This window comes from Alloalcanivorax venustensis ISO4 (assembly GCF_015356855.1).
Taxonomy (GTDB): domain Bacteria; phylum Pseudomonadota; class Gammaproteobacteria; order Pseudomonadales; family Alcanivoracaceae; genus Alloalcanivorax; species Alloalcanivorax venustensis.
Window position 1 is genome coordinate 1 of sequence record NZ_ARXR01000025.1, and the last position, 14,756, is coordinate 14,756.

Genomic DNA, 14,756 nt, shown 5'->3' on the forward strand with positions numbered 1-14,756 from the left:
GGCGCCCACCATGGCCAGCTGCGGGCCGGCGAGCACCGCCGGGTCACCGCGGACCGCCAGCACCCCCGGCGCGTCCGGCAGGTCCGCCAGCAGCGGCGGGTAGTCGTCGTCGCCCAGGGCCAGCCAGCGCCAGCCGAGCCCCGACAGGGCCGTCAGAGGGCCGTGCAGGTCCTCCGGGTGCCGCAGCCGCCGATCCGGCAAGCGGTTTTTATTGGGCAGCCAGGACCGGAAGCGGTCCAGCGGGGTATCGTCGGGGGCGTGTTCACGCAATATCCGGCCGAGGAGGGCCGAATAGGGTGAAAAGGCGGCGCACAGCACCAGCCGTTTGAGTTGGGCATCCATCGCGCACCTCCCTGTGCGCCGTGCTAGACGGTTTTCAGAATCGAATCAGTAGCTGCCTTCCGGGCTCTCCACGATGTCCTGCATGTAGATCGGCCGGGTGGACTCCATGATCAGGCCGTAGCTGACCTTTTCATGGACCCGGAACAGCACCAGGGTGCCGGCCTTGGTGCGCGGCAGACGCACCATTTCATCCTGCTGGCGGTCGCGCACCAGCTCGCCCTGCTGGAAGATTTCCAGCACATGGCCGGGTTCCATGCCCTCGCGCTCGCCCTTGTTGATCACCACCACGTCATTGCGCGCCACGCTGTTGATGCGGTCGAAGAAACGAATGATGTTGCCGGTGATTTTCTCGTCGGGGGCATGGGGGTAAAGCACCGCGCGCACTTCCCGGTCCGGCTGCTGGAACAGGCGGTCGTCCACGCGCACGTCCTCGGAGGAGCGGATCACTTCCAGGGTGGTCATGTCCTCTTCCTGGTCCCGGACGCTGGCCAGACCGATGCGGCGGGCTTCGTAGCCGAGCACTTCCTGGGTCTCCGGGTCCACGTATTCCTCGCCCACCCGGTAGATACCGTAGCGGCGCTGCAGGTCGGCGAAGCGGTCTTCCGGATCCCGGGCGTAGACGGTGTCGCCCATGCCGAACACCACCCGGCGGTCCTGGCCGCCGATCAGGTAGGGGGCGGCGAGAATCTCGTCGCGGTCCATCACCAGGGCGTCCTTCAGGTAGCTCTGGATGGCGCTCATGGGAATCGCGGGGATGGCGCTGTCGCGGTCCACTTCGCGGACGCGGGGGGTCAGCTTGACGGTGCCGTCGGAGAGTTTGGTGCGCTTCACGTTATCCCGGTTAACCGTCAGGCGCGGCTCGCCATCCTGCCAGAATAGGCGGATTTCATCGCCGGGATAGATCAAATGCGGGTTGTCGATATCCGGGTTGTCGTGCCAGAGTTCCGGCCACTGCCAGGGGTTCTCGAGAAAACGACCGCTGATGTCCCAAAGGGTGTCGCCCTTTTTGACGTAATACACATTAGGATGGTCGTCTCGTAGCGCGATGGTGTCGGCCATGACGGCGGACGTCACCACCAGCAACCCCACGTACAGGATTCGCTGCAGCGATTTCATCATCAGCGGATTCCTTTTATCATTATTGGTGTCCGCGGAACGGCGAACACACCCCCGGATCGAGCACAGTCGTTTTTGGATATTAGCAACGCTATCATATATTTAGCAACCGACTTTAAAGCACCTTCCCAAGTGTTTGAAAACTCAGGAGCCCCATGGCCAAGCTTGAGATACTCGAATTCCCAGACCCACGCCTTCGCACGGTAGCAAAACCGGTCGAGACGGTGGATGACGCGCTTCGCAAACTGATCGACGACATGATTGAAACCATGTACGAGGCGTCGGGAATCGGGCTGGCGGCGTCCCAGGTGAACGTGCACAAGCGGGTTCTGGTGATCGACGTGTCGGAGACCCGTGACCAGCCGCAGGTGTTCATCAACCCGGAGATCACGCCCCTCACCGAGGATCTGGCCCCCTATGAAGAGGGCTGTCTGTCGGTGCCCGGCTTCTACGAGAAGGTGGAGCGCCCCTCGCGGGTGCGCATCAACGCCCTGGATCGCAATGGCGAGCCGTTCGAGATCGAGACCGACGGGCTGCTGGCCACCTGCATTCAGCATGAGATCGACCACCTCAACGGCAAGCTCTTTGTCGACTATGTGTCCCGCCTGAAGCGTGATCGGATCAAGAAGAAGCTTCAGAAAGTACACCGCCAACAGGCCTGAGAACTGATTTGAAACCGCTTCGCCTTGCCTTCGCCGGCACCCCGGACTTCGCCGCCGTCAGCCTGCAAGCGCTGCTCGACGGCCCGCACACCGTTGCCGCGGTGCTCACCCAGCCGGATCGCGGCGCCGGCCGCGGTAAGAAAGTGCAGCCCGGGCCGGTGAAAAAACTGGCCCTGGCACACGACCTGCCGGTGCTGCAGCCGGACACCCTCAAAACCGACGAGATTCAGAACCAGCTGCGCGATCTGGCGCTGGACGCGCTGATCGTGGTGGCCTACGGCCTGATCATCCCCCGCGCGGTGCTGGCCCTGCCCCGGCTCGGCTGCGTCAACGTGCACGGCTCGCTGCTGCCGCGCTGGCGCGGCGCCGCCCCGATCCAGTGGGCGATTCAGGCCGGCGACCGGGAAACCGGCACCACCATCATGCAGATGGACGCCGGCCTGGACACCGGCCCGATGCTGCTCAGCGAGTCGCTGACCATCGGCGCCCGCGAGACCGGCGGCGAGCTGCACGACCGCCTGGCCGAGCAGGGCGCCCGCCTGCTGGGCACCGTGCTCGAGGATCTGCCCGGCTACCTGGAAAAGGCCCGGCCGCAGCCGGAGGACGGCGTCACCTACGCCTCCAAACTCACCAAGGCCGGCGCCCGGCTGGACTTCCGCCTGCCCGGCGCCGCGCTGGTCAACCGGGTGCGCGCCTTCAATCCCTGGCCGGTGGCCTGGGTGGACTTCGACGGCCAGCCCCTGCGGATCTGGGACGCCGAGGAAGTGCCCGACACCGGCGAACCGGAACCCGGCCGCATCGTCACCGTCAGCGACGACGGCCTGACTGTGGCCTGCGGCGACGGCGCCGTTCTCTTGAGTCGGGTACAGCTGCCCGGCAAACGCCCCATGACCGTGGCCGAGGTACGACGCGGCCACCCGGAGCTGTTCCAGCCGGGGGCCACCCTTGAGTAAGGCGCCGGATCCCCGGCTGGCGGCGGTGCGCGCCCTGGAGCGGGTACTGCCCGGCGAGGGGGACGGCGCCAGCCTCCGCGAAGTGCTTGCCCGGGGCGTGCCCGACGGCGCCGCCGGCGGCCTGATGCGCGACCTCTGCTTCGGCGTCTGCCGCCACCTGCGGCCGCTCAACCAGTGGCTCAACGGCCAGCTCGACAAGCCCCTCAAACCCAAGGCCCAGGCGGTGCGCCTGGCGGTGCTGTGCGGTCTCTATGAACTGTGGTTCACGGAGCGCCCGGCCCACGCGGTGGTGAACGCCTACCCGGAGCTCTGCCGCCAGTTGAAAGCGGGCTGGGCCAGCGGCCTGATCAACGCCCTGCTGCGCAAGGCCGACGGCCTGGACCCGGCGCGGGTGTTCGCCGACTACGATCCGGCGGTGCGCTATTCACTGCCCGGCTGGCTGTGGCGGTCGTTCCAGCAGGACTGGCCGGAACAGGCCGACGACCTGGCCCGGGCGGCCCTGGCGCCGCCGCCGTTCACCCTGCGCGTAAACCGTCGCCAGCAGAGTCGCGAACAGGCTCTGGCCGCGCTCGGCGACGGCGCCCGCCCCGGCGATCTGTCGCCGTGGAGCCTTTACCTGTCGCCGCCGCGCCCGGTGTCGCAGCTGCCCGGTTTCGACAGCGGCGGCTTCTCGGTGCAGGACGAGGCCGCCCAGCTGCCGGTGGAACAGCTGGCGGCGCCGGACGGCGGCCGGGTGCTGGACGCCTGCGCCGCCCCCGGCGGCAAGACCGGCCAGATTCTGGAAGCCTTCCCCGGTGCCCGGGTTACCGCCCTGGACCTGTCCGCGCGCCGCCTGGACCGGGTGCGCAACGCCCTGCGACGCATCGGCGCGGAAGCGGAGCTGGTACAGGGCGACGCCGCCGAGCCGGCCGCCTGGTGGGACGGCGAACCCTTCGACGCCATCCTGCTCGACGCGCCCTGTTCCGCCAGCGGTATTTTGCGCCGCCAGCCGGACGTGAAATGGCACCGCCGGCGCACCGACCTGCCACCCTTGGTGGATTTACAAGCGCGCATGCTGGATGCACTATGGCCGCTTCTGCGCCCCGGCGGCCGGCTGGTGTACGCCACCTGCTCGGTGCTGCGCGATGAGAACGACCGCCAGATCGCGGACTTCCTGGCGCGCACCGACGACGCCGAGGACCGCACCGAGCGGCCGGCCGACGCCGCCCCGGTGGCGGCGGGATGGCAACTGCTGACACGGGATAACGGGCCCGACGGCTTTTATCTGGCCTGCCTGCATAAACGCGGGGCGGCCGACGACAACAAGGTGACCGACCAGCGATCATGAAGATCATCATTCTCGGTGCCGGCCAGGTGGGCGGCACCCTGGCGGAGAACCTGGCGGGGGAACGCAACGACATCACCGTCATCGACATCGACGGCGAACGCTTGCGGGAACTGGGGGACCGTCTGGACATTGGCACCGTGCTCGGCATGGGCTGCTATCCCTGGGTGCTCAAGGAAGCCGGAGCCGAAGACGCCGACATGCTGATCGCCGTGACCAACTCCGACGAGGTCAACATGGTCGCCTGCCAGGTGGCCTACACGCTGTTTCGCACCCCCACCAAGATCGCCCGTATCCGCACCGCCCACTACACCAGCCGCGCGGACAAGCTGTTCAACGAAAACGCCATTCCCATCGACGTGATCATCAGCCCGGAGCAGGTGGTCACCGACTACATCAAGCGGCTGATCGAGCACCCCGGCGCCCTGCAGGTGGTCAACTTCGCCACCGGCCGCGTGCAGCTGGTGGCGGTGCGCGCCTATTACGGGGGCCCGCTGGTGGGCAACGAACTGCGCGAGCTGCGCAAGCACATGCCCAACGTGGACACCCGGGTGGCGGCGATCTTCCGGCGCAACCGGCCGATCATTCCCGAGGGCAACACCGTCATCGAAGCGGACGACGAAGTGTTCTTCATCGCCGCCAAGAACGACATCCGCGCGGTGATGAGCGAGCTGCGCCGCCTGGAGCACAACTATAAGCGGGTGCTGATCGCCGGCGGCGGCAACATCGGCTACCGGCTGGCGAAGAGCATCCAGCACCGCTACAACGTGAAAATCATCGAGCGCTCGCCGCAGCGGGCCGAATGGCTCGGCGAGCGGCTGGGCCACACCGTGGTGCTGCAGGGCCTGGCCACCGACCGCGACGAGCTGCTCAAGGCCAACATCGAGAACACCGACGTGTTCTGCGCGCTGACCAACGACGACGAGGCCAACATCATGGCCTCGCTGCTGGCCAAGCGCCTTGGCGCGCGCAAGGTGATGACGCTGATCGCCAACCCGGCCTATGTGGATCTGGTGCAGGGCCACGACATCGACATCGCCATCTCGCCGCAGCAGTCCACCATCGGCAGCCTGCTCACCCATGTGCGGCGCGGCGACGTGGTCAACGTCTACTCCCTGCGCCGGGGCGCCGCCGAGGCCATCGAGGCGATCGCCCACGGCGACGCCAAATCCTCCAAGGTGGTGGGCCGCGCCATCGAGGACATCGACCTGCCCGAGGGCACCACCATCGGCGCCGTGGTGCGCGGCGAGAAGGTGCTGATCGCCCATGACGACATCGTCATCGAGCCGGACGACCACGTGATTCTGTTCCTGATCGACAAACGCCGCATTCGGGACGTGGAAAAACTGTTCCAAGTTGGTTTCACGTTCTTCTAGGGGACCCTGCCCATGCACTTCGCGCTGATCTCGAAGATTCTGGGCCTGCTGCTGGTGGTCTTCAGCTTCACCATGATGCCGCCGGTGGCGGTGGCCTACCTGTACCGGGACGGCAGCGAAGGCCCCTTCCTGGTGTCGTTCTCGATCTCCATGCTGCTGGGTCTGGCCCTGTGGCTGCCGTTCTTCCGCCAACGGGCGGAGCTGCAAGTGCGCGACGGTTTCCTGGTGGTGACCCTGTTCTGGTCGGTGCTGGGGGTGATCGGCGCGCTGCCGATGTTGATTTCCGAGGCGGTGCCGGTGGGCTTCACCGACGCGGTGTTCGAATCCGTGTCCGGCCTCACCACCACCGGCGCCACGGTGCTGTCCGGGCTCGACGAGCTGCCCAAGTCGATGTTGTTTTACCGCCAGCAACTGCAGTGGCTGGGCGGCATGGGCGTTATCGTGCTGGCGGTGGCGATTCTGCCGATGCTGGGCATTGGCGGCATGCAGCTGTACAAGGCGGAGATTCCCGGCCCGATGAAGGAGTCCAAGCTGACGCCGCGCATCGCCGAGACCGCCAAGGCCCTGTGGTACGTGTATCTCGCCATCACCATCGCCTGCGCGCTGGCCTACTGGCTGGCCGGCATGACGCTGTTCGACGCTATCTGTCACAGCTTCAGCACCGTCTCCACCGGCGGCTTCTCCACCCATGACGCCTCCATGGCGTACTGGAACAGCACGCCCATCGACATTATCGCCACGGCGTTCATGTTGATTGGGGGCATCAGTTTCGCCCTGCATTTCGCGGTGTGGCGCGGCAAAACCCTGCTCGCCTACATGCGCGATCCGGAGTGCCGCTTCTTCCTTGGCCTGATGCTGCTCTACATGCTGATGGTGGGCGGCGGCCTGCTGGTGTTCGGGATTCACGAGGCCCCCGGGGAAGCCACTCGCCACGCGGCCTTCCAGGTGGCGTCGTTCGGCACCGGCACCGGCCTGACCAGCACCAACGCGGCGGCCTGGCCGGGGTATATCCCGTTGCTGCTGGTGTTCACCAGTTTTATCGGCGGCTGCGCCGGCTCCACGGCGGCGGGCATGAAAGTGGTGCGCGCCGCGCTGGTGTTCCGGCACAGCATCCGCGAGCTGCGCCGGCTGATTTACCCCAACGGGGTGTTCGCGCTGCGCTTCGGCAAGCATGTGGTCAACGACCGGGTGCTGCAGGCGGTGTGGGGGTTCGTCGGCGTGTACATCACCCTGTCGGTAATCTTTACCCTGCTGTTCACCATGACCGGCATGGACCTGACCACCGCGGTGAGCGCGGTGGCCGCGTCGATCAACAACCTGGGCGTGGGCATCGGCCAGGTGGGCGGCGGCTTCGCCAACATCACCGACGAAGCCAAGTGGATGATGACCGTTTTGATGCTGCTCGGCCGCCTGGAGATCTTCACCTTCCTGGTGCTGTTCACGCCGCTGTTCTGGCGCCAGTAGCTCAGGGCACGTCGAGCCGGTAGACCCGCTTCGCGGTGTCGTAAAACAGCGCCTGCTTCTCCGCCTCGGAGCACGCCCCGGCCAGCCGTTTAAAGGCGTTCCACAGCACCGCGTAGGAACAGGACAGCTGGTCCACCGGGAAATTGCTCTCGAACATGGCGCGCTCCACGCCGAAGGCGTCCACGCAGACCTGGAACCAGGGCCGCCACAGGTCGGCCAGCTCCCGGGAAGAGGGCGGCCGGGGCCGTTGATCCAGCTCGAAGCCGCAGCTGTGCATGCCCAGCCCGCCCAGCTTCACCGACACATTGGGGCAGGCGGCCAGCGCCTCGATGGCGCGGCGCCACTCACTGAACACCTGCTCGCCCCGGCCGGCGTAATCGCCCACGCCCAGCACGCCGCCGACATGGTCCAGCGCGATATTAGTTTCCGGAAAGGCCCGCGCCAGGTCGGTGAGATCGTCGATCTGATGAAAGTAATTCCAGCAGTCAAAGCTCAGCCCCAGCGGCGCCAGCTCGGCGAAACCACGTCGCAGCTCCTGGTCCAGCAGCAGGCCCGCCGGCAGCACCCGGCGGGTGGTGCGGATGTTGGGGTCCGGGTCCCAGACGCTGGACTGGCGAATGCCCCGGAAGCGGCCCTTCCCGGCTTCCAGGTGGGCCTCCAGCACGCCTTTCACCGCCGCGCCCTGGCGCAGGTCCGTGTAGCCGACGATGCCGGTGCACACCCGCCCGCCGGTGGCGGCGGCCACGCCCTCGGCGAACACGGTTTCGCCCACCGGGCGCAGCGCCTCCTCGCCGTCGCTGTAGTACCCTTCGGAACACTCCACAAACACCGTGGCGCGCACGTCGTGGCCGGCGGCCAGATCCTGTTCGATGTCATCGCGCAGATAGCGCGGGCGGGGCGCGTCCCAAAGATGATGGTGCGGGTCGATGATGGCCCGCTCCGGTTCCAGAATCGGCTCCTGATGCAGGGCCAGCCAGTCGAGATCCGGGGCGGGCAGGATCACCCGGCCGGTGGAGGATGAAGACGTTTCCCTGGTCATTGAATTAGGCTCTCCCGATGGGTCGTTATTATTTACCTATCCAACACTAGCATGGAGTTCCCATGAGCGAACTGGTCCGCTATCAAAACCAAGACGGCATCGTCACCCTCACTCTCAACAGCCCTGAGACCCGCAACCCGATCTCCGACGACGACATGATCGAGGCACTGTTGACGGCGCTGGAGCGGCTGGAAACCGACCCGGACGCCCGCGTGGCGATCCTCACCGGCGCCGGCAGCGCCTTCTCCAGCGGCGGCAACGTCAAGAAGATGGGCGCCGCCGGCGGCCTCAACGACGCCCGCCCGGCCAAGACCCGGCTCAACTACAAACAGGGCATCCAGCGCATTCCGCTGGCGTTCGAGAAGCTGGAAGTGCCGGTGATCGCGGCGGTGAACGGCCCGGCGGTGGGCGCCGGCTGCGACCTGGCCTGCATGTGCGACCTGCGCATCGCCGGCGAAAGCGCCTGGTTCGCGGAGAGCTTCGTGAAGCTGGGCATCATTCCCGGCGACGGCGGCGCCTGGCTGCTGCAGCGGGTGGTGGGCTTTTCCAAGGCGGCGGAAATGGCGCTCACCGGCGACCGCGTTAAAGCGGACGAAGCGCTGGCCTGCGGCCTGGTGTCCCGGGTGGTGCCGGACGACCAGCTTCTCGACGAAGCCCGCGCCCTGGCTCAACGCATCGCCGTGAACCCCACCCAGGCGGTGCGCATGACCAAGCGGCTGCTGTGGGCCGGGCGCTCCCTGCGCCTGGACGCCCTGCTGGAAATGTCCGCCGCCATGCAGGCGCTGGCCCATTCCACCTCAGACCACCAGGAAGCGGTGCAGGCCTTTATCGACAAGCGCGCGCCGGACTTCACCGGCGACTGAAGGCGCTAAAGGGAACCCCAAAAAAAGCCCCGCGGGGTAGCGGGGCAAAAGGGGTCGAATCGCTCATCCCGAGCAAAAATCAGGCGATGTTGTTGACCCGTCGTTCGCCACGGAACAGCTGGTCCATCTCCCCCTCGTAGTAGGCTTCCACACGGGGGTTCATCACTTTCTTCCACAGCGGCGGCACCAGCGCCAGCACGTACATGGCGGCGTAACCGCCCGGCAGCTGCGGGCTCTCTTCGTAGTGACGCAGCACCTGATAGCGGCGCTTGGCGTAGGCGTGGTGGTCGCTGTGACGCTGCAGCTGGAACAACGCCAGATTGGTAAGCAGGTAGTTGGAGTTCCAGCTGTGCGCCGGGGTCACCCGCTCGTAGCGGCCCTTGTCGGTGACCCGGCGGTGCAGGCCGTAGTGCTCGATGTAGTTGATCACTTCCAGGGTAAAGGCGGCCACGAAGCTCTGCGCCAGGAAGAACAGCACGCCCATCCAGCCGAACGCGAGACCGAAGGCCACCGCGAACAGCGCGGAGATCGAGTACCACCAGATCAGCTCGTTGTGGCGGCTGAAGTTCTTCTTACCCTTGCGCTCCAGATACTGCTTCTCCAGCTTCCAGGCGTTCAGGAAGTTGTGCTTGAAGGCGCGCGGCAGGAACTCGTACAGGCCCTGGTTGTACTGGGACGAGGACGCATCTTCCGGGGTGGACACATGCACGTGGTGGCCACGGACGTGCTCCACCTTGAAGCCGGCGTAGGTGACCGAGGACAGCAGCAGGCCGCCCATCCAGTTTTCCAGCTTGGGGTCCTTGTGCACGAACTCATGGCCCAGGTTGATGGCGATGATGCCGCCCACGGTGCCGATGGAGACAATCCAGCCCAGCTGGCCGAGGAGGGAGTAATCGTTGTTCACGAACACCCAGCCGGAGAAGAACAGCACGCCCAGCCAGATAAAGCCCATCAGGAACAGCGCGCTGGTGTAGATGCGCTCCTGGCTCATGGAAGGCACCTGCTGGTGCTCGTCCGGGTTGGACGGGTCCTTGCCGATGATGTAATCGAGCACCGGAATGATGCCGAACACCACGAAATACAGGAACCAGGCCCAATAGTCCTGGGTGCCGGACTCGCGGCCGATGAAGGCGCTCATGGGCAGCAACGGCAGCACCGCCGCCCAGAAGGCCAGATAACCCCACTTCTTAAGCTTCAGCATCGTATCGGAATGCATTTTCGCGAACATGGTTCGTCTCCTCCCTGGCCGTGGTCCTCGCCAGGCTCTGTCTTTAGCCAGCAGGCGGTCGAGCGGACGGATCCAGCCGACTCAGCCATTACTTTGTCATTCTTCGATGGCAACATTAACAGCAATTCTTGAATTGTCAAACAACTCAATTCGTGACACAGAAGGAAAGTGCGCGGATAATAGCCGCCAGAACCCGGAGGAGCCCCATGTCGCTGAAAGCAGTGAGTCTCAGTGAACAGATCGCCGAACACCTGAGCGAGCGCATCGTGCGCGGCGACCTCGCGCCCGGCGAAAAGCTGCCGGAAGCGGAGCTCGCCAAAGAGCTGGATGTGAGCACTAACTCACTTCGAGAGGCCTTCAGACTGCTGGAAAAGCGTCACCTGATCCGGCTTCAACCGCGCCGGGGTGCGCGGGTGTGCGAGGTCACGGAAAGCGAGGTCCGCGACCTGTATAACTTCCTGTTTCTGCTGCTCTCCCACCTGGCCGCCCAGGCCGCCCGGGACTGGAAACCCGGCGAGATCGAGGATCTGGCCATGATGCTGCCCGAGCTGGAGCGCCACTACCGCAACGCCGACATGCCCGGCGCCCACCAGGTCGCCTTCCGCTTCGTGGAGATGGCCACCGCCCGCTTCGCCCGCAACCGCTACCTGGCCGACGACATCGAAGACCTGGTGCCCCTGCTCAAGCGCTTCTCGTTCATCGCCCTGCAGGAAGACACCACCGAATTCGACATGTCACTGAAGATCTTCCAGCGGCTGCTGGAAAACGTGCTCGCCCGCAACGCCGAGCAAGCCGCCGCCGACATCCGCGAGTACGGCGACAACCAGTGCCGGCTGGTGCTGCGGGCTATTGCTAAGCGGGATGCGGCCTGACCCACTCTTACCCGCCCAGTAACGCCCGCACCGCGGCGTCCGCCAACCCGTCCCGATGCTCCAGGGGACTGGCCGGCATCAGCCCGTCCAGCCAGGGCCGAACCAAGTAATCCACCGGACCGAACACCAGGGCCAGCACTAGAGCGGGACGTCCCGCCAGATGGCGGGTCTCCGGCCAGCGTTTCAGCCAGTCCCGAAGGGCCGTGAAGTAGAGGCCGTTGGCGTCGCGCAGTAAAGGCCCGGCCGCGCTCTCCAGGCGCGGGCGAGCAGCGAGCAGGAAACGCGCCCAGTCCGGGTGCGCCACGATCCAGTCCAGATAATCCTCCACCAGCGCACGCAAGCCCGCCTCGGCGGAATCCCCCTTGGCCATGGCGGCCATCGCGATCTCGCCGAAATGCTCCACCCCGGCCACGAACAGGGCGGCGAACACACCCTGCTTGTCGCCGAAGTGGTGATAAAGGCTACCCACGCTGACACCACTGCGGGCACGGATCGCATCGATGGTGACCGCATCCATCCCGCTTTCGGTGGCGCAGGCCAGTGCCGCCGCCAGTACACGCTCCCGGGCGCCGGCGCGGGGCCGCGCTGGACTTGCTTCGCTCATACTAGAACCTTATTCTAGAATTATATTCTAATTGCCATTCTGGAGGAGTCGCCATGACACCGCAAGACATGCAGGCCCTCGGCGAGCGCGTCCTGGCGGCGCAGCCGTTCAGCCGCTTCCTGGGCGCGCGCCTGGATCGTTTCGTGGAAGGGGAGGCCCAGCTTTCCCTGGCCCTGCGCCCGGAGTTCCTGCAGCAACACGGCCGCCCCCACGGTGGCATACTCAGCTATCTCGCCGATAACGCCCTGACGTTCGCCGGCGGCTCCTTGTACGGCGACGGCCTGACTCTGGAGTTCAAAATCAACTACACGAAGGCGGCCCAGGGCGACACCCTGGTGGCCCGCGCCCGGGTGGAAAGCTCAGGCCGCCAGGCGGCGGTGTGCCGCTGCGACCTGTTCTCGGTGGCCGAGGACGGCTCGGAAACCCTGTGCGCGGTGGCTCAGGGCACCATCATGGCGCCGGCGACCGCTACGGGTTGAGTGCGTCCGAGCAGTACGTCCCAGGCCTCAGGTCATTTGATGTTATGTCGGATATGACATATTTTATCGACATGATGCATGCCAATAAGCGTAAGAAGGTGGAGAAAGGCGGCTGGAAAGTTGGTGATGCCGATGAGTTCCTGGGGCTTACTCCTGAGGAGTCCGCCTACCTTGGAATGAAGCTGGCTCTCAGCCACGCTCTCAAAGAAAATCGGCGTAAGAAAGATCTGAGCCAAGTCGAGCTCGCCAAGCTGATCCAATCCAGCCAGTCTCGAGTCGCCAAGATGGAAGCAGGGGACCCCGGCGTTTCTATCGATTTACTCATGCGAGCTTTACTGGTGCTTGGCGCTTCGTCAGAAGAAGTTGGCAAAGTTATTTCGTCAGGAAAACCCCAAGCGGCATAGGCTCTAAGTCCGATTGAGACCGTTACACTTCAACCGGCCAGGTTGTGCAAGTCGACTGCGAGCAACCGCTAGACATCATGTTCAATTCTGCTGCCATAAATTTTTTTTACGGGAATGGCGTCAAGGTCGAGCCCTTCCAGACACCTTGCATTGACCGCCCAACCGTCGAAGGGCTCGACGCCCTCGCGCAGCTCCTGCGCAGTCGGGTCACTCGGTCGTCTGAAGGGCAGGATTCCGCACACCGGGCAGAAGTAGTCCTTCGCGGTTCGCGAGCCCCATTGGTACAACGTCAAATCGCTCCACGGAACCAGTAGGCGCAGCGAATCTTTCGCTACGCGATGATTCAGTGCACCTCTCCGCTGGCAGACGGAACAATCGCAAGAACGCACATGATCAATGTCCGCATCCACTTCAAACCGGATTCTTCCGCAATGGCATGAACCCTGATACGTCTTCACAGCACACAACCTTATACTTGTAGATACGATTACGGCAGCAGTTACTGATACGGTTAAGTGGCTCCACGAAGCAAAGCGAGTGTAGGGAGAGCACTTAACCTAAAGTTAGGCATTTACCACCAAATTGGGCCAAATTTCGAGCCACCTTTTTTCTTGCAGGCGTTGAGCGAATACCTCTGGCTTCGGCCTCTTTCGATTCGGAGTAATCGTGTATTCGAAAAGCACATCAATACCAAACGGTGCGACGATTTCTATATCGTCACTTTCATTCAGGGTGGCACCAACTGCCGTTTCCACTTCCACCCAGTAGCTCATAGCATCTTCAGTTGAAGCATACGGACGATCTGAATTCCGTTTATGCATTCTCGCCTGGTTCTTTACCGACCATGGAAAGTCGGAGATCGCTTTGAGCCGACTCTCTATGTCCTTGTCCGCTTCCTCGCTTGCCTTGTCCGGATCAAAGTAGATCAAATCGATGTCATTCAGAGCTGTGGCGCGGCTATACCCATGAACTTTATCCCACGCCAGGTTGCGAACGAACCCAGCGGCAAGGAACCAATCACTCAACCCCAGCGAACTTGCAATGACAAGTGCCTGCATTCGCATGGCGTCTTCCGATATCCATTTCTTGATCTGTGCACTGTTATCCATTTCGATGCCTAACGCCCACAGCACGAGCGGCCTTATGGTCGAGCCGCGGCCGTACGGGAAAGGTCGCCGCTGAGACTGTGCTTTTTAAGAGGTGATCTTCTTGTACATGACATCAACCGTCACACCCTTATAGTCGCATCGCTCCAGATGAAGCCAGCCGAGTTTTTCATAAAGTCTCGAGGCGGACTCGGTGTAGAGGTACCAAGTCTTAGCGTTCGAGCAAGCCGCCTCAGTTTCGCATCGAGCGATCAGGTCGGTTGCTACGCCTTGGTGCCGAAAGGCCTCTTTCACATAAACGGCGGCTAGCCAAGGCGTTAAATCCGTTTTGGTATCCATGTCGCTCTCTACTAGAGCAGCCGAGCCAACAAGCTGATTCCCAAACACCCCGATAAATATCGAAGGGATACCCTCTCGTCCCGCGGCCTCGGCGATCGCTGCGGCCCGGCCCTCCAGAGTCAGCGACGGGTTCAGATGCTTCCACTCCGCATGATGAAGCTCGGCCAACTCCGCAATGAATTCTTTCTTGTCAGCCAGCGGAAGAATTTCCACAGTCCTTACCCCTTAACGACAGTATCTCGAGGCGCCCTGATAAGGGCGTCCGACGGCGATCCTTTAGGGCCCCAACCAACCAGAATGACTCGCTATTTCCTCGAGTACGGTTTGCCACCCTTAACCGTGGGCCAGCCATAGACCTTGACGTGATGTACAAGCCTGTATTTTTCAGACTGCTGTTCAGATGACAATTCGTTGCCGCCCCATTCCTCGGTAAAGTAATGGTCATGGGGAAACTCGCCAGCTTTCGCTTTTGCGGCTATTTCGAGAAGCTGCTTCGCCAAATACTCCAGCCCTGCCGGATTGCCATGAACGAAAACCTGTTCACCTTCCTCGTCAGTTTCGAATGTTAGGAGATAATCGTCCATA

The 14,756-nt window shown here is 63.8% G+C and carries 17 protein-coding genes and 1 pseudogene; 9 read left to right on the forward strand and 9 right to left on the reverse strand.

Annotated features, from left to right (window positions below; translation table 11 throughout):
• Positions 1 to 342 (reverse strand): annotated as a pseudogene (locus tag ISO4_RS12720) (DNA-protecting protein DprA); the annotation flags it as partial.
• Between the two features lie 45 nt (positions 343 to 387).
• On the reverse strand, positions 388 to 1,461 hold the full coding sequence (locus ISO4_RS12725) for a LysM peptidoglycan-binding domain-containing protein (protein ID WP_194856475.1): 1,074 nt from the start codon (positions 1,459 to 1,461) through the stop codon (positions 388 to 390).
• Positions 1,462 to 1,613: 152 nt separating this feature from the next.
• Between ISO4_RS12725 and def the strand changes: the two genes are divergently transcribed.
• Genes def through ISO4_RS12750 form a run of 5 tightly spaced genes read left to right on the forward strand, consistent with a single transcriptional unit; the run spans position 1,614 to position 7,237 of the window.
• Positions 1,614 to 2,120, forward strand: coding sequence for a peptide deformylase (def, locus tag ISO4_RS12730; RefSeq protein WP_142947875.1), 507 nt, complete (start codon positions 1,614 to 1,616; stop codon positions 2,118 to 2,120).
• A gap of 8 nt (positions 2,121 to 2,128) precedes the next feature.
• Positions 2,129 to 3,073: a methionyl-tRNA formyltransferase gene (fmt, locus tag ISO4_RS12735; protein WP_194856476.1), complete on the forward strand. Its 945-nt coding sequence runs from the start codon at positions 2,129 to 2,131 to the stop codon at positions 3,071 to 3,073.
• Entirely contained in the window at positions 3,066 to 4,400 is a 1,335-nt protein-coding gene (gene rsmB / locus ISO4_RS12740) for a 16S rRNA (cytosine(967)-C(5))-methyltransferase RsmB (protein ID WP_228548116.1), read from the forward strand. The genes fmt and rsmB overlap by 8 nt, the downstream gene beginning before the upstream one ends.
• Positions 4,397 to 5,773 (forward strand): Trk system potassium transporter TrkA, encoded by a 1,377-nt coding sequence (gene trkA, locus ISO4_RS12745; RefSeq protein WP_142947877.1) that lies wholly within the window; start codon positions 4,397 to 4,399, stop codon positions 5,771 to 5,773. Before rsmB ends, trkA begins: the two co-directional genes overlap by 4 nt.
• A gap of 12 nt (positions 5,774 to 5,785) precedes the next feature.
• Positions 5,786 to 7,237, forward strand: a complete 1,452-nt coding sequence (locus ISO4_RS12750) for a TrkH family potassium uptake protein (RefSeq protein ID WP_194856477.1) — start codon at positions 5,786 to 5,788, stop codon at positions 7,235 to 7,237.
• 1 nt (position 7,238) lies between these two features.
• On the opposite strand, the gene ISO4_RS12755 is transcribed toward ISO4_RS12750, so the two are convergent.
• On the reverse strand, positions 7,239 to 8,276 hold the full coding sequence (locus tag ISO4_RS12755) for an amidohydrolase family protein (RefSeq protein ID WP_194856478.1): 1,038 nt from the start codon (positions 8,274 to 8,276) through the stop codon (positions 7,239 to 7,241).
• 62 nt (positions 8,277 to 8,338) lie between these two features.
• Between ISO4_RS12755 and ISO4_RS12760 the strand changes: the two genes are divergently transcribed.
• The gene (locus tag ISO4_RS12760) at positions 8,339 to 9,139 is read left to right on the forward strand and encodes a crotonase/enoyl-CoA hydratase family protein (RefSeq protein ID WP_194856479.1); all 801 of its coding nucleotides are present in this window, start codon (positions 8,339 to 8,341) and stop codon (positions 9,137 to 9,139) included.
• Positions 9,140 to 9,218: 79 nt separating this feature from the next.
• Here the strand turns inward: ISO4_RS12760 and ISO4_RS12765 are convergent, their stop codons facing one another.
• On the reverse strand, positions 9,219 to 10,367 hold the full coding sequence (locus ISO4_RS12765; RefSeq protein ID WP_142947881.1) for an alkane 1-monooxygenase: 1,149 nt from the start codon (positions 10,365 to 10,367) through the stop codon (positions 9,219 to 9,221).
• A gap of 206 nt (positions 10,368 to 10,573) precedes the next feature.
• On the opposite strand from ISO4_RS12765, the gene ISO4_RS12770 reads away from it, so the two are divergent.
• Entirely contained in the window at positions 10,574 to 11,239 is a 666-nt protein-coding gene (locus ISO4_RS12770) for a GntR family transcriptional regulator (protein ID WP_194856480.1), read from the forward strand.
• A gap of 7 nt (positions 11,240 to 11,246) precedes the next feature.
• Here ISO4_RS12770 and ISO4_RS12775 read toward each other — a convergent pair whose 3' ends face one another.
• Complete coding sequence (locus ISO4_RS12775) at positions 11,247 to 11,843, reverse strand: TetR/AcrR family transcriptional regulator (RefSeq protein ID WP_194856481.1); 597 nt, start codon at positions 11,841 to 11,843, stop codon at positions 11,247 to 11,249.
• Positions 11,844 to 11,896: 53 nt separating this feature from the next.
• On the opposite strand from ISO4_RS12775, the gene ISO4_RS12780 reads away from it, so the two are divergent.
• Both ISO4_RS12780 and ISO4_RS12785 read left to right on the forward strand, forming a co-directional pair.
• Complete coding sequence (locus ISO4_RS12780) at positions 11,897 to 12,322, forward strand: PaaI family thioesterase (protein ID WP_228548117.1); 426 nt, start codon at positions 11,897 to 11,899, stop codon at positions 12,320 to 12,322.
• Positions 12,323 to 12,366: 44 nt separating this feature from the next.
• Positions 12,367 to 12,726, forward strand: a complete 360-nt coding sequence (locus ISO4_RS12785; RefSeq protein WP_228548118.1) for a helix-turn-helix transcriptional regulator — start codon at positions 12,367 to 12,369, stop codon at positions 12,724 to 12,726.
• 68 nt (positions 12,727 to 12,794) lie between these two features.
• On the opposite strand, the gene ISO4_RS17345 is transcribed toward ISO4_RS12785, so the two are convergent.
• The 4 genes from ISO4_RS17345 to ISO4_RS12800 form a co-directional block, all read right to left on the reverse strand.
• Positions 12,795 to 13,184: a GFA family protein gene (locus tag ISO4_RS17345; protein WP_456151258.1), complete on the reverse strand. Its 390-nt coding sequence runs from the start codon at positions 13,182 to 13,184 to the stop codon at positions 12,795 to 12,797.
• Positions 13,185 to 13,289: 105 nt separating this feature from the next.
• The gene (locus ISO4_RS12790; protein WP_194856482.1) at positions 13,290 to 13,835 is read right to left on the reverse strand and encodes a nucleotidyltransferase family protein; all 546 of its coding nucleotides are present in this window, start codon (positions 13,833 to 13,835) and stop codon (positions 13,290 to 13,292) included.
• An 84-nt stretch (positions 13,836 to 13,919) separates the two neighbouring features.
• Positions 13,920 to 14,384 (reverse strand): GNAT family N-acetyltransferase, encoded by a 465-nt coding sequence (locus ISO4_RS12795; protein ID WP_194856483.1) that lies wholly within the window; start codon positions 14,382 to 14,384, stop codon positions 13,920 to 13,922.
• 92 nt (positions 14,385 to 14,476) lie between these two features.
• Positions 14,477 to 14,755 carry an Imm32 family immunity protein gene (locus ISO4_RS12800; RefSeq protein WP_194856484.1) on the reverse strand — a complete coding sequence of 93 codons (279 nt, stop codon included), beginning with the start codon at positions 14,753 to 14,755 and terminating at the stop codon, positions 14,477 to 14,479.
• Position 14,756: the final 1 nt, after the last annotated feature.